This is a genomic window from Paenibacillus sp. BT-177 (assembly GCF_025846815.2).
Lineage (GTDB): Bacteria > Bacillota > Bacilli > Paenibacillales > Paenibacillaceae > Paenibacillus > Paenibacillus polymyxa_C.
Window position 1 is genome coordinate 369,055 of sequence record NZ_JAOYTP010000004.1, and the last position, 14,238, is coordinate 383,292.

Annotated in this window: 11 protein-coding genes; 2 read left to right on the forward strand and 9 right to left on the reverse strand. The window is 47.6% G+C overall.

Annotated features, from left to right (window positions below; all coding sequences use genetic code 11):
- Positions 1-68 precede the first annotated feature (68 nt).
- The gene (locus tag OIU26_RS15260; protein WP_165080181.1) at positions 69-917 is read left to right on the forward strand and encodes a copper amine oxidase N-terminal domain-containing protein; all 849 of its coding nucleotides are present in this window, start codon (positions 69-71) and stop codon (positions 915-917) included.
- A gap of 134 nt (positions 918-1,051) precedes the next feature.
- Here the strand turns inward: OIU26_RS15260 and OIU26_RS15265 are convergent, their stop codons facing one another.
- The 5 genes from OIU26_RS15265 to OIU26_RS15285 form a co-directional block, all read right to left on the reverse strand.
- Entirely contained in the window at positions 1,052-1,393 is a 342-nt protein-coding gene (locus tag OIU26_RS15265) for a darcynin family protein (protein ID WP_013370578.1), read from the reverse strand.
- 82 nt (positions 1,394-1,475) lie between these two features.
- Positions 1,476-2,057, reverse strand: a complete 582-nt coding sequence (locus tag OIU26_RS15270; protein ID WP_264217298.1) for a Crp/Fnr family transcriptional regulator — start codon at positions 2,055-2,057, stop codon at positions 1,476-1,478.
- Positions 2,058-2,180: 123 nt separating this feature from the next.
- A complete protein-coding gene (locus tag OIU26_RS15275) occupies positions 2,181-4,022 on the reverse strand; it encodes an adenine deaminase (protein ID WP_090735619.1) in 1,842 nt (613 codons plus the stop codon).
- A gap of 104 nt (positions 4,023-4,126) precedes the next feature.
- Positions 4,127-6,487: an RNA polymerase recycling motor HelD gene (gene helD / locus OIU26_RS15280; protein WP_264217299.1), complete on the reverse strand. Its 2,361-nt coding sequence runs from the start codon at positions 6,485-6,487 to the stop codon at positions 4,127-4,129.
- Positions 6,488-6,848: 361 nt separating this feature from the next.
- Positions 6,849-7,880 (reverse strand): FUSC family protein, encoded by a 1,032-nt coding sequence (locus OIU26_RS15285; protein ID WP_014599646.1) that lies wholly within the window; start codon positions 7,878-7,880, stop codon positions 6,849-6,851.
- A 354-nt stretch (positions 7,881-8,234) separates the two neighbouring features.
- Between OIU26_RS15285 and OIU26_RS15290 the strand changes: the two genes are divergently transcribed.
- A complete protein-coding gene (locus OIU26_RS15290) occupies positions 8,235-9,404 on the forward strand; it encodes a glycosyltransferase family 4 protein (protein ID WP_264217300.1) in 1,170 nt (389 codons plus the stop codon).
- Positions 9,405-9,459: 55 nt separating this feature from the next.
- On the opposite strand, the gene OIU26_RS15295 is transcribed toward OIU26_RS15290, so the two are convergent.
- From OIU26_RS15295 to OIU26_RS15310, 4 genes are all read right to left on the reverse strand, one after another.
- Complete coding sequence (locus OIU26_RS15295; RefSeq protein ID WP_264217301.1) at positions 9,460-10,092, reverse strand: DUF2238 domain-containing protein; 633 nt, start codon at positions 10,090-10,092, stop codon at positions 9,460-9,462.
- Positions 10,093-10,118: 26 nt separating this feature from the next.
- A complete protein-coding gene (locus OIU26_RS15300; RefSeq protein ID WP_013370570.1) occupies positions 10,119-10,322 on the reverse strand; it encodes a YwbE family protein in 204 nt (67 codons plus the stop codon).
- A 69-nt stretch (positions 10,323-10,391) separates the two neighbouring features.
- On the reverse strand, positions 10,392-11,132 hold the full coding sequence (locus tag OIU26_RS15305; RefSeq protein WP_165080107.1) for a DUF1361 domain-containing protein: 741 nt from the start codon (positions 11,130-11,132) through the stop codon (positions 10,392-10,394).
- 443 nt (positions 11,133-11,575) lie between these two features.
- A complete protein-coding gene (locus OIU26_RS15310; protein ID WP_264217302.1) occupies positions 11,576-14,128 on the reverse strand; it encodes a glycosyl hydrolase 2 galactose-binding domain-containing protein in 2,553 nt (850 codons plus the stop codon).
- Positions 14,129-14,238 lie beyond the last annotated feature (110 nt).

Here is a 14,238-nt window from a genome sequence, read left to right on the forward strand (position 1 = left end):
CCAGTCGCGTCTTAATATGGGGGAAAGTTACTGTGCAACAAATTAATCAAAAAAAGGAGCAATCTTTTATGAACAAGGCATTCTTTGGCGCTTTTCTTGCTATCTTTTTATGTATTTCATCGTCCACTGCTTATGCAGCACAAAATCAAATCAAAATTGACGGTGTAGCTATTGCAACCGATGCAAAGCCACAAATGAAGAACAAACGTACAATGGTGCCTCTACGTGTCATTAGCGAAAGTTTGGGGGCTAGCGTCGAATGGTCCGATTCCGAGGTTATTCTCGCTAAAAGCGATATGAAAGTAAAATTAGCAGTAAACAGAAGCACAGCGGAGAAAAACGGTCAAAAGATACCGCTTGATGTAAAACCTTACTTGAAAAATAACAACATATATGTTCCACTTCGTTTTATTGCAGAGACATTTGGCTGTAATGTCAATTACAGCAACTTTGCAGTGACTATTAATACTGAACCATTGCTCATAGACGGTGTACAAGTAAAGGCACTTCAACAGGAATACCATATGATTATGGGCGGCGTAGTTCAGCAAATTCATGGCAATGCATATAATGAAACCATTTATAATATTTTTGCAAAAAACAAAGGTCAAAAGGTCGAAGCACCTGAAAACTATTCTTGGAGCTTCACTATTGACACACCTGGGTCTTATTATAAAAATGCACAATACGATTTTTTAGACCAAAAGGGGAAAAGCTTAGCTCGTTTTGATGTGTATTCTTTAATCCAGTCCTTTCCATCCGAAGTTTTAATCGGGTATCCCAAGTTTTTGATTCATGACGTATCCAAAGATGAGTGGTACTTGTTTAGCGATAGCGCAGCAAAATCTATTAATCAGTTAATTAATAATGCAACAAATAATGGATTTCTGAAGGTTATAAGTAATACAGTTGCATAAAGTGGTTTTTCTGATTATCATTTTCAAAAGATAAAAGGCGAATTCCCAGCTGAATAAAACAGCATGGGAACTCGCCTTGTTTAAAACTTGTACAAGCTCAACTCCTACTTTTACATAATAAGAGGTACGGGGAGTTATTTGTCCATCTGTAGCATTTCGGACTCATAGGACTGAAATGCATTTTCCATCCCCATTACTACATCTTTAATCTTCATATATCCTTTGGTATACGGCTCCGAATCACGAATTTCTTCCCACATATAGTGATATTGCTTCATATCCTCTGTTTCACATACGACGAAATCCGTATAGTCCTTTCCGGGCAGTGCTTCTGCATCGAAAAAACGAACCTGAACATGTTCGCTGTACTTCTGAATACGAGCCTGCAAGGCCCCTGCATGTTTACGGCGTTCTTCCCGAGGAAGAGCCAACCAGGAAGGGTAGAATTCCAATAATACAATCATCATATAACGCATATGCCTATCTCCTTTTTTGTGAAGCTTGAATGAATTTATCATTATTGTACGCTGCTTGTCTGCCAATTTGCATTAACATAGGTTAATGCGGATCGCTGCGCAGCAAACGACTAAGTGAGACGGGGGATACACCTATGTACGAAGCTATATGGTATTGTGCAACTCGTTTGTCTAACCTGGGATACTTGAGAAGAAATGCATCATAACGTTCCCTAGCAGAAAGATACAACAATTCGCGTTCCCGTTCCTCTTTGCGAATGTACAGTCTTTCTACGCTTTTACGCACGAATCTTTCCCACATATGGCTTGTATCCATAAGCTCCTTTAATACGTAATATGGAATTTCAATAACAACCGAATTTTCCATGGCCTCTATCGTAAAGGTGGATGGTTTACCTTGGACCAAAGCGCCATAAGAGGTTACATAATCATCTTCTGGCGAAAAACCAACATTATATTCTCTGCCATCTGCCAATGTATAGAACAAACGGAATAATCCCTCTGAACAAAAATAAGCATGTTTCACTAGCTCGCCGGTTTCAATGAGAACCGTTCCCTGCGGAACATGCCTCACACGGGTTTGCTCTACAAACCTGTTCCAATCCTGATCTATAATCGAGGCTTGATGAGCCATTTTTTCTAATGAACGATAATATAATTGCATCTCCTCACCACCCCACAAAACGTTGATTAAGGAATCAAAGATACCTTTAGGACTATATAAGAAAACAGGGGCTATCCCACAGGTCTGGGTAGACCTGCAGGACAACCCCAGTGATGTATTCTATCAGGCTTCCGTAGCATCCTCTTCCACGAAAAGAGACACCTTCCGTATACCGTCGGCTCCGATCACGACAAGTCCCTGATCCGACAGGCGGATTTCAGGGATTACGACCAGTGCGAGCAGCGACAGTGTCATTAGCGCGTTGTTCAACATGCAGCCGGATTGCTGAAGTGCCTGGCTGATGCTTTCGGACTGCGCAGCTACCTCAGCAAACGGAGCTGGGGACATCAGCCCGGCGATCGGAAGCGGGAAGCGCGTCTCACCCGAGGCGGATACGACCACCACGCCGCCACGCAGGGCAACGGCCTGCTTCGCCGCCTGGGTCATGAGCTCGTCATCATTGCCGATGACGAGCAGGTTGTGGCTATCATGGGCTACGGTCATGGCAATTGCGGCTGGCTCGGTGAAGCCGACGCCTGTCACAAGTGCTACCGCGTGGCTGCCACTGGCATGATGCCGCTCGAAAACGGCGATTTTGCACAAATCCTGTGCAGGATCTGATGCAACTTCACCATTACGCACCGGAACGGTCATCCGCACTTCCTTCGTATCCACGTGATTTTCCGTGACACGAATTACCCGTACAGGTACATTCCCTTCCTGCACTGGAGCCGCAATACGGAAATCTGCGGCACTCAGCTCTCGACCCAAATGGACCGTGTCCATTACTTCCGCAGGATAAACGAAGCCGTCCCAGTCGGCGACCATTTGACCGTATTCGGCCACCAGTTGACCCGCTGCAATGGTAGCCGTCACATTCACTTCGGCCAATCGGCCATCAAGCAAGATAATATCAGCTATCGCACCAGGAATGATCGAGCCGATGTCCCGTGCTACGCCGAAGCGCTCTGCCGTATTCAGCGTTGCCATTTGAAAGGCAGTCACTGGCTTAACGCCCTGCGCAATGGCATGACGGACAACGAAATCCATCTGTCCTTCATGGAGCAAGGATTCGGCGCTGCGATCATCCGTCACCAGCATCATGCGGCGCGTGTCGAGACCCATTTCCGTGCTGGCACGGATCGTCTCGGCCACATCATGCCATGCGGAGCCTTGCCGCATCTTGGCATACATGCCGAGCCGAATACGCTCGGCTACATCCTCGGGCGTGACACATTCGTGATCGCCCGTAATTCCTGCGGCTGCATAGACCGGCAGCCGCCAATCATCGGAGGCCCATGTAAAATGGCCATCTGCCACCTTGCCGGCGCGCAGCGTGGCCTGAATTTCCCCGATCATCACGTCGTCGCCATAGACGACGCCAGGGAAATTCATAACTTCGCCCAGCCCGATCATATCCGGGCCCCAGCTTAGAGCCTCTGCGACTTCCGCCGGACCGAAAGAGGCACCTGTCGTTTCCAGCTCTGGGCCTGTGGAAGGCACGCACGAAGCTACCTGCATGTAAGCAGCCAGCGGTGTCGTGCGTGCTTCGTCCAGCATCAGACGAAGCCCTTTTAGACCCAGCACATTGGAAATTTCATGTGGGTCAAAAAAACCGCCCGTCACGCCCAGCGGCAGTACAGCCTTCGCGAATTCAGTTACGGTGAGCTGTGTGCTTTCGATATGACAATGTCCGTCCAGCAAACCCGGTGCCATATAGCGGCCTTCCGCTTCAATGATTACGGTGTCTTCTCCAATCGTATGGCTAACGTCTCTACCGACATATGCGATACGAGAGCCTTGCACAGCAATAGACATGCCCGGTAACAATTCGCCCGATACCACATTGACCAGCGTTCCTCCGCGGATCACCAGCGATGCCTTGCGCTCCCCTCTAGCTGTAGCTATCAACTCGGGTACACAGTCCGCCAGCGGCGGGCGTTGAAATACTCTCTTCATGTCCATTACGTTTGTAACCTCCGTTTATGCTTCTTACCTGTTTGGCTTATTTGCTTATGTTACTGGAATACGCTCAACAATGCCAGCCGCCCCTAAAGAACATAGTCACTTTATTCCACTTTACGGATATACGTCTCCGATTCCTGCGAACTCACGAATGGCGTAATCTCCCCTATGCTATATATATGCAGCAAATGCATCGCTCGCGTACAGGCCGTGTAGAACAATTTACGCTCACTCTCACGCTGGTATTCTTGCACTGATCCGTCATAAATGAGGACCGCATCAAACTCCACGCCTTTCGCCAGGTAGGCCGGAATGATATGAATCCCCTTTTCAAAAGCAGGGGTTGTTTTCTTAATTAATTTTGGCTTTACTGGCAGTTGTCCTTCCAGTGCTTCGTAGGCTGCCGCGCTTTCATCAGCATTTTTACAGATCACCGCGATGGATTCATAACCCTCTGCCAGCAATTTTGTAACATTCCCAGCAATCAGTTGGTGAAGCTTTTCACGCGAGTTCACCTCGGTTACCAGAGGCTTCTCACCCTTACGGTTAAACGGAACAATATGTTCTCCCCCTGCTACCATCCCCCGGGTAAACTCTACAATCTCCTGTGTTGATCGATAGCTGCGTGTCAGGGAAATCATCTCGGTCTGGTCTGCTCCATACAGGTCATACAATGGTTCTGCATCCTGAAGCACCGAAGCATGGGCATAGATGGCCTGATTAAAATCGCCGAGTGCCGTCATTTTAGCCTGCGGAAATAATCGTTTAAAGAAAGCCAGCTGGAATGGTGAATAGTCCTGTGCCTCATCAATAAACACATGACGGATGTTACTATTGGAACGGAAGCCCAGCATCAGCTCACGCAAATATAAAAAGGGCGTCACATCCTCATACGCTAATTCTCCAGCCTGAATTCGTTTCAGAGTTTGCCGACTAATTTCACTCCAGTTGACGGGTAGCTCTGCATGATTCGACAGTTGGCTTAATAACGTCTCGTTCATAAACAACTCGCTGTATAGACGGGTTGTATCCACGAAGCGGAGTGCCTTAATCCACTTGCGCAAGGGCTTTAAGCGGTCACTGACCACCATACGTGCCAATATTTCTCTTTCACGTGTAAAGTCGTCGAAGGTATCGCCTTTATTCTTGGATTTACGGCGCATGCGGTTATATGCACGCTGATAATCCTCCGGCTCCATCAGATCCATCTGCTGGTCCACCCAAGGAGCGGAGCATTCTTCCTTACCAAAGCGGGCCAGCTCTTTGAGCATCCAATCGCGTAGCAGTTCCAATCGGTTCGCCAGCCGCACAGCCGAGTCGAATTCATAAAACTTGCTTGCCATTTGCTCTACTGAGATCACCTCACGTCCCTGAAAACGAACAGGTTTAAAACGCATTCCCTCCTGTTCCAGATGCGCCTTGTAGCCTGTAATCACATGTAAGAACGTCTTGGATGACTTAAAACGGATACCTTCCATCCTAGCTTCATACCCAGGCTGTGACGACGCTGATAGCACATATTCCAGCTGCTCAAAAGGATCTTCTAACTGAAACTCCCGGCCCAAACGCCGTTCCAAATATTCCTGAAACGTGGCCTGAAGCATATTTTCCTCACCCAATTCAGGCAATACCGTTGAAACATAACTGTTAAACATGGGGTTTGGCGAAAATAACACGACCTGATCCGCTCGCAAGCAATCCCGATATTTATACAGCAAATACGCTACTCTCTGAAGCGCTGCAGAGGTTTTGCCACTTCCTGCCGCTCCCTGAACAATAAGCATACGGCTTCGGTCATCACGGATGATGCGATTCTGCTCCTTTTGAATGGTAGCGACAATACTTTTCATTTGAGCATCCGAGCTCCGGCTTAATACGGCTTGAAGGAGTTCGTCTCCAATGGTAACCCCTGTATCGAACATAAAGCGAATCTGTCCGTCACGGATTGAGAATTGGCGTTTGAGCGTCAGTTCTCCTTCCATCTCTCCTGCTGGGGTCTTATAAGAAGCGGGACCTGGCATGTTATCATAATAAAGATTCGAAATAGGCGCACGCCAGTCGTAGATCAGAAATTCCTCATCCTGATTATCCAGCAGGGAGGCAATCCCCAGATAAATACGCTCCGCAGTCTGCCCTTCCTCAGCAAAATCAATGCGTGCAAAATAGGGTGAGTCCAGCAACTTTTTCAAACGACCTAGCGCCTCAGTGGAATGCTTGTGTCTTCGTTCCCGCTCAGACAAAATCTCAGACTGCTGACGCAAACTGGTGGAGGTCTCACCCACATCATCCGCCTCACTGAAATTGATCGTTACCTCATCCCAGAAGTCTTTACGCATATCGACGACATCGCCGCGCACAGAACCAACCTCTGTCTCCAGCTTCCGAATACGCCCGCTAATGACTGCGGTCACATCTTCTACTCTTCGTTGTTCCTCATTCCATTGCTGCTCAGTAGTCACTGACATCGCTCCTGTTCCGTTTCCTCCTGCTCCGCGCAGGGCTCCCTTGCGTACAAACTATGCTCTATTATGGACCCGGGCATACTCATCGCATCCCCCTGATCCGGGAAAATTGACTATTCCTTTGAAGCATGCTATAATGTAACAAGAAGTGTGTTAACAACTTATGCAATACGGTTTTACGATGTAAAACATAGCATCCTCTATTGTAGCAAGTTCAGTCCCTGTTCGCAACCAGTGGGCTTTTTTTGTATTTTCTGGCAATCTTCCATTAGCCTGTTCCTACATCCTTGAATTCATGACATAAAAAAGCGACCGTCCATCTGATTGATGAATACGGTCGCCATTTCTTTTTTTTCGAAATTGCCTATCGACTCTCTTCCACAGGATGAATATGATCGGCCAGTCTGCTTAATCGCTCCAGCTGATGACCATAGTCGTACATCGTCGCAGCTACGATGGAAAGCCGCAGCATTCCCTCCTCACAATGGTCAAAACGTGTAATGGCATGCTTCATAAAATCGCCGTTGGCCTGCTGAAACAATTCACTTTCATCCTCATTTGGTTTCAGTTTATTTTCGAATTTCAGCAGAGCGTGCTCGTGGAAACGAATCAGCCGCTCCAGATGATCGTCAAAAAACGCATCTGTTCCCTTTGGACGTAAAGACTGGAAGTAGTGCCTTTCCACCGCATCCAAGACCTCGTATCCTTTGTGCAAACTTTCGAGCATTTGTTTGTATACGACCATTTGTCTGGTCTGACTAAACTTGGTGCGCTTGAGCTTTTTCTGCTCCTCTTCGAACAAATGATATTTGTCCGAGAGTGATTTAATAGCTCCCTGCAAATTTCCCTTTTCCTCTCTAAAGACAGACTCCTTAATCTCATCGGAAATGGCGGTTCGCAGCAGCAAGGACATGCTATTAAATACATTTTGAATCTGATTGATAAACTGCCTTTTCGGTTTGGGAGGAAAAACAGTAATGTTGATGACAAAAGCAGACACAATCCCGATCAGAGTCAGCGCAAAGCGGGTTACTGCAAATTTCCAGTCCCCTGAAGCTTCCATGACAGAAACAACGGTCACGAGTGTCAATCCAACCGTATCAGCCATGTTTATTTTCAGACATATCATAAGTACCAATACACATACCAGTCCGACCGCAATCGGCTCATTCGAAAATACCATTCCGCCCAGCAACGCCATGACTGCACCTAATGTGCTTGTTTGGAGTTGATCCAGAAAATAACGCCACGACCTATATATCGACGGTTGCATGGCAAAAATAGCGGCTATCGCTGCCCCCACAGGCGAATGGGTGTTCAAAAGCGTGCTCAGAAAAAGGGCGAGCGTCACTGCGATTCCCGTTTTTAACACCCGTGCTCCAAAAGCCAAAGCCATCCCTCCTGCTTACCCTTTAAATTTATTCATACCGAATTACTATAATGAAATTTCAAGACAAAGTCCATGTTTTATTATTACCCAAAACCATCGGAGATCAGGAATATTTATGAAATGTACAGTTCCTGCTAGGATACATATCAACAGGATTCCCCTATATACATCAACATCGCAGAAGGATCTCATCGTGCCATGGATTAGTAAAATCTGAGAAGAGCGCCCGTCCGCAGGGCAACTTTTACAAAACCCGGCAAGCCCGTAAACAAAATCATGACACAATAAAAGCCGGAGCCTCCAAGCGGACTCCCCTGGAACGTCATAGGATAATGAGAATGGCGGAGGAGGAATGAAGGCATGCTTCGAGTCGCATTATTTACAGACACGTATACGCCTGATGTCAATGGCGCTGCTCTGACACTGGAACGATGGATTGGCTATTTGGAGACACACGGGGTATCTACGCTTGTCTTCGCACCGGAGGCAGACCATCATCTGTCCTCGGGGCCGGGCGTGGAGCGATTTCGAAGTATTCCCTTTTTATTGTACCGGGAATGTAGACTAGCGATCCCTAACGCCAAACAAATCAACGAGCGCCTGTCAGCCTTTTCCCCGCATCTAATTCATGTCGCTACTCCGTTTAACCTTGGCCTGTATGGAACAAGCTACGCTGCCAAACACCATATTCCACTTGTCGCCTCCTATCACACCCACTTTGATAAATACCTCGAATATTACAAGCTTCGCTGGCTTGAACCTGCGTTATGGAAATACATGCTCTGGTTTCACAGACATTGTGAAAGGGTATATGTCCCCTCTCGGTCAACCATGGAATTGTTACGCAATAAAGGAATGGGACAGCTCGAAATCTGGGGTAGAGGAATTGATACCGACCGCTTCCAGCCCACAGTGAATCGCGAAGCGATATGGGAAAAATGGGGCGTTCGTGCAGACGCATTTGTGATTTTGTATGTGGGCAGACTTGCACCGGAAAAGGGAATAGATACGTTACTGGATTCCTATCTCCAGTTACCCGGCGACGTCCGCGCAGCCTCAGTGCTGGTCATTGCAGGAGATGGCCCATTGTTTAAATTCAAAACTGCAGCAGATATCGGAGTGCCAGAGCACGCAGTTCACTGGCTTGGTTTTGTAAAAGGACCGGAATTAGCTGAACTGTACGCTGCAGCCGATGTATTCCTCTTTCCTTCCACTACGGAAACCTTCGGTAACGTCGTTTTGGAGGCAATGGCCAGCGGAACGCCCGTGATCGGCGCCAATGAAGGCGGGGTAAAAGATAATGTAATCCAGGGGAAAACGGGGTTACTGTGTCCAGCTGGAGATGCCGCTGCCTTTGCCAAAGCTGTACACCTGTTGTACGAGGATGTCCCACTTCGCGACTTTCTGTCCAGAACTGGTAGAGCATACAGTCTGGAGCAGACGTGGGACCGTATTTTTGAGCGGCTACTGGACAGCTACATGGATGCAGCGACCCTGCATCTCGACAGCCGCCCTGTGACGCGAATATAACCCTAAAAAAAATTCAAAACTACGGTAATAAAAAGCGGCTTAAAAAGAAACCCTGCTATACCTTTAGCTGTTTGAGCAGCTTGTTATGTACCCCGCTTAACAAAATCACCGCTGTCAGGGCACCGATGAACGCAAGGAGCATATCCCATTGAGTATCCCATACATCTCCCTGTGTCCCCAAAAAGGCTTCTGCCGCCGTACCGGTTGCCTTGGCTACAGCAAACTCAATCAGTTCGTACACAGCACTGATCGCAAGGCACACACTAACCGTTAGAAAAGTGAGCCAGCTCCCGCTTCCCAAAGCCGTCTTACGCAGCAGCACCTCCCTGACAATGAGTGCAGGCACAAAACCTTGCGCAAAATGCCCAAGTCGATCATAATAATTGCGCTCCAGCCCAAACGTATCCCGAATCCAGTTGAACAGCGGCATTTCGGCATAGGTATAGTGCCCGCCGACAATCAGGATGAGTGCGTGTAGCCAGATTAGGGTGTATACCAGATTGGTAAAACGAAATCGACGGTAAAGAGCCGCTAGCAGTACAGCTCCCAAAACGGCTGGGAGAACTTCCAGTACCCATGTAAAATAATCCGTCGGACGAACCAAGGACCAAATGAGAGCAAGCACCAGCAGTACAAGTAAAATAAGTGGATAACGATCATTTTTAGACCATGCCGTTACCTGATTCATACATTATTCCTCCTAAGCCCAAAGCTCTATCCTTCATTCATTACAATATGTTTGACACGTCCAACCTGTCCGTCTACCAAACGCACTTTGATTCCATGCGGATGACGTGGGGAATTGGTCAATATATCCTTCACCGTTCCTCGCGTCAGTTTACCCGTAGGCTGATCCTTTTTAAGCACAATATCCACCTGAAGACCAGCGCGGATATCAGATCGGTTCTGTCCATTCATTGTAGCTATTCCTCCTTTGCTTTTACATTTTATCTTATGATGATATTTAGCCACTCAGCCCCATCGTAATCACCAGCGATGCCATTCGTCCCGGCGGCTGTTCCCCATCCAGGCCACACACATCATGGATATATAGCTAACGAGCAAAATAACGAAGACCATCCCGCTAAACTCCACAAAATGAGTGCGTTGCAAGGAATCCGCCCATATGGAGGATACTTGTGTGTACAACTGGGACGGTGCAGACACAATATCCCATGTGTTTCCTCGAAAGAAACGGCCAATATAAATACCTAGGCTACTTAGCAGGAGTACCGCCAGCATAAACAACCAGCTGACAAGCCCGCCCCGTGCACGTTGCACCAACTGTCGTACAGATTCAAGCGATACAACTCCCATGGTGATACCAAGCACAGCTACCAGCAGCATCCCTAATGCATGATTCCAAAAGTACGGATTGCCCCAAAAGCGCTGCTCCCCGAGAAATGGATACCTGGCAAATACATGCAGCAAATCTGTGATCAAATAAGGCGTATTGGGATAAAAGAAAAGCCATCCAGCCCCTATGACCCAGAGCAAAAATGTCCTTGTTCCCCTTCTCCACGAGCAATGAATGACATCTAGCAAAAGCGTCAACAGCATAGGAATCCAGGCCAGCATCATATTCCACCAAATAAAAAGATAAGGGCGGCCCCCTGAGGGCAGTCGCACGTTAATGATCCACAATGTACTAATTACGGAGCATAGGGCCAGTGCAATAAAAATATAAAGTTTAACTGGATAATTTAACGATCTTAAACGGTCATACATATGTTTCTTTCCCTCCTTGTAACCGTCCATCCTTCTTGACGTTCCAATTTACACCTATTCTGGACAGTGTACACCACAATGGCTTCAAGCTCAATGGAAGCGCTCCACTCTGCATAAAATGAAGATAAAAAAGCATCTATTCTCCCGGGGTTGACCTTATGTCCCTGGGAGACAGATGCTTACTGTATTTCAGACTTCATTTCACAGGTAAAGCGATATACGAATGCGGATCTTCTGATCAAAAGGAGCCCTCCAATAGGCTCAATCTTAGGCAGCATTTCCCGGGTAATGCTGTAATTCAGCTCCCCCTGCTCAAACACTACTCACGGATTTCTCTACATGCTCTCAGCCGGCCGTATGTTTTTTAATACTCCAACCGGCCGGATGAAGAGGAACTTCATTGTCCATCATCTACTTCAAGGCGGATGAGCTTTAACTGTCCTCTAACCTTGTATCCAATTGACCAATGATTGCACCGTCAATGCACCTGGCGCTGCTACCTCAAATGCGGAGGCACCGTTACGCAAGGCCAGAAATTCCACGGTTTTAGGAACTCCGGGAGCCAGATCCAGATGGTTGTCACTGAAAATCCCCTCCTGCTCTGCGGTCAGCCACACATGTCTGGCAAGTACATCCGAGCAAAGCGTGAACCTACTGCCTCCACTTCCCGGTATCTCCGTCACTTCAATTTTCGCCTGCGGTAAATCCATCTCTTTCGTACCTGCAAAATAAATTTCGCTGGCGGCCACCTGTTCACCGTTTTGTATCAGACGTGCGACCAGCATATGCTCCGTACGATCCAGGCCATCCAGCCATTTGTCGGTAGGCAGTATATGTACGATCCCTGCGCCGCCTGCTTGCTGTTCTACCTTAATGTTCTCTTCACGAATAGCCTGACTGCCACGGATATGCAAAAGTGTCAGCTGCAGCGTACCCGCTATCAGTTCTAGCGTATCGTTAACCAGATGCAGCTCTTTACTCCCCTGTTCCGTATCTACTGCACTTAACAGCACATCGGCAAAGCTGCGTTTAGCCGTATATTGAAGCGCCTTCCAACGACCAAAATAGTCCATACTTGACCAGGAAGCAACGGGCCAGCAGTCATTCATCTGCCAGTATAATGTCCCCATACAATAGGGCTTGTGACGACGATGGGCCTCTATGGCCATTTTCATCGCCTCTGCCTGTAAAACCTGGCTCATGAGCAGAAAACATGGAAAATCCTTGGGTTGCCGCATGTACCGTCTCATGTATTCTTGAATTAGCCGATTGCCCGAGCCGTTCTTCTGATGTGCCAGCATCACCTCAGATTCCAGTTCCAAATCCTTCTCTTCCGCATAAGCGCGAACAGACTTGTATTCAGGAAAGGACTGAAAGCCATACTCACTCATAAAACGGCCCACATGTACGTGATAATTTTCAAACGGCTCAGACGCATGCCATACTCCCCAATAATGGATGTCTCCCGCTGTGGAGGACGGATGAGCATGCTGATTTCGATCTCCGGTCAGATCAATTAGCGGTGAGGAGGGCCAATATGCCGTCTGCGGAGTCCAGGCATTTACCACCTCCGGTAAAATCCGGTGGAAAAGCGTTTCATAATCTTCCCATAGGCGTTCTCGTTGCTCAGGCGTGTAGGCCTTTTTCCAGCCCCAGCCTGCATTTTCTTCATAATGCGCCCATGCGGAATCAATCTCATTATTGCCGCACCATAACGCAATGCAAGGATGATGGCGCAAACGCTTGATGTTATCTTCGGCTTCCTGCGCTACATTGTCCAAAAAAGCCTGATCCCCCGGATACATGCTGCATGCGAACATAAAATCTTGCCATACGAGCAAGCCGTATTCATCACAAAGGTCATAAAATACGTCTTCTTCATAAATACCGCCACCCCACACCCGTAACATATTCATATGTGAGGCGGCCGCACTGGCAATTTCATGCCGGTATCGTTCCAACGTAACTTCGGCAGCAAAGCTGTCATTCGGAATATGGTTCGCTCCCTTTACAAACACGGGGATTCCATTCAGCTCAAAATAGAAGCTCTCCCCTGCCGTATCCCGCTCACGTATTAGACGAATCGATCGTAGTCCCGTTTTCACTGATTTTTCCGCAATTACTGCTTCCTGTGCCTGCTCCTTCAATTCGGCTACAAACGTATACTGATGCGGCTCTCCCAGCCCACGACACCACCACAGCTTCGGATCCTTCATATCCAGCTCCAGCTCTACTGTTTGCTTTCCTTTCAGAAGACGAACCGGCTTGGACCACACCCTGCCATCAGCAGAAATACACAACTCGGCATCTCTAATCTCATCTGCACTTTCAATCTCTACCATTGCCGTGAGTTCAGCCCTCTCGGTACTCACTTTGTCCTGTCGAATAAACAAGTCTCTTACGTCCAAACCAGACCAAGCTTCAATTCGGACCTCTCTCCAGATCCCGCTCGTCACCAGCCTCGGTCCCCAATCCCAACCATAGTGATAGGGAGCCTTACGAGCGAAAACGCTTACTTTTTTATCGGACAAGCCACCTATCTCGGACTGATCATTCGGTGCGGGGAGTCCATAGCCCAACCTTTCCAGCTTAGGCACATCTTCCGCAATCGGAGAGCGAAAATGGATTTCAAGCCGATTTTTCCCTTGCTGAACAAATGCCTTCACATCCTGTCTCCATACCCGAAACATATTATCAGCCGATAAGACAGTTTGACCATTCACTCTTACATCTGCGTAGGTGTCCAGACCTTCCAGCACCAGCTCTACACATGGACATTGAAACTGATTTGCATCTATCTCAAAATAGGCTTCGTATATCCAATCCTGCTTGTCAATCCACTGTATCTCCATCTCGTTCATACCGATAAAAGGATCAGGAATTTTGCCATGTCGCAAAAGATCGGTATGCACACAGCCCGGTACTTTCGCACTGAGCCACTCATCACAATGTGCTTCCCTAAACCTCCAGCCATCCAACCCTATCACATTAATCATCGTCGCAAGCCTCCTATAAGGATGATTGGGAACATCTGGATCACTCATTAACATAACAAAAATAACATCAAGCTAACAAATCAGTCAATTGTTTTTTTGGAACAATCGGT

Coding starts and splice junctions, on each gene's coding strand:
- OIU26_RS15260 (WP_165080181.1), top strand. CDS start 69: ATGAACAAGGCATTCTTTGGCGCTTTTCTTGCTATCTTTTTATGTATT.
- OIU26_RS15265 (WP_013370578.1), bottom strand. CDS start 1,393: ATGCGTTATATGATGATTGTATTATTGGAATTCTACCCTTCCTGGTTG.
- OIU26_RS15270 (WP_264217298.1), bottom strand. CDS start 2,057: ATGCAATTATATTATCGTTCATTAGAAAAAATGGCTCATCAAGCCTCG.
- OIU26_RS15275 (WP_090735619.1), bottom strand. CDS start 4,022: ATGGACATGAAGAGAGTATTTCAACGCCCGCCGCTGGCGGACTGTGTA.
- helD (WP_264217299.1), bottom strand. CDS start 6,487: ATGTCAGTGACTACTGAGCAGCAATGGAATGAGGAACAACGAAGAGTA.
- OIU26_RS15285 (WP_014599646.1), bottom strand. CDS start 7,880: ATGGCTTTGGCTTTTGGAGCACGGGTGTTAAAAACGGGAATCGCAGTG.
- OIU26_RS15290 (WP_264217300.1), top strand. CDS start 8,235: ATGCTTCGAGTCGCATTATTTACAGACACGTATACGCCTGATGTCAAT.
- OIU26_RS15295 (WP_264217301.1), bottom strand. CDS start 10,092: ATGAATCAGGTAACGGCATGGTCTAAAAATGATCGTTATCCACTTATT.
- OIU26_RS15300 (WP_013370570.1), bottom strand. CDS start 10,322: ATGAATGGACAGAACCGATCTGATATCCGCGCTGGTCTTCAGGTGGAT.
- OIU26_RS15305 (WP_165080107.1), bottom strand. CDS start 11,132: ATGTATGACCGTTTAAGATCGTTAAATTATCCAGTTAAACTTTATATT.
- OIU26_RS15310 (WP_264217302.1), bottom strand. CDS start 14,128: ATGATTAATGTGATAGGGTTGGATGGCTGGAGGTTTAGGGAAGCACAT.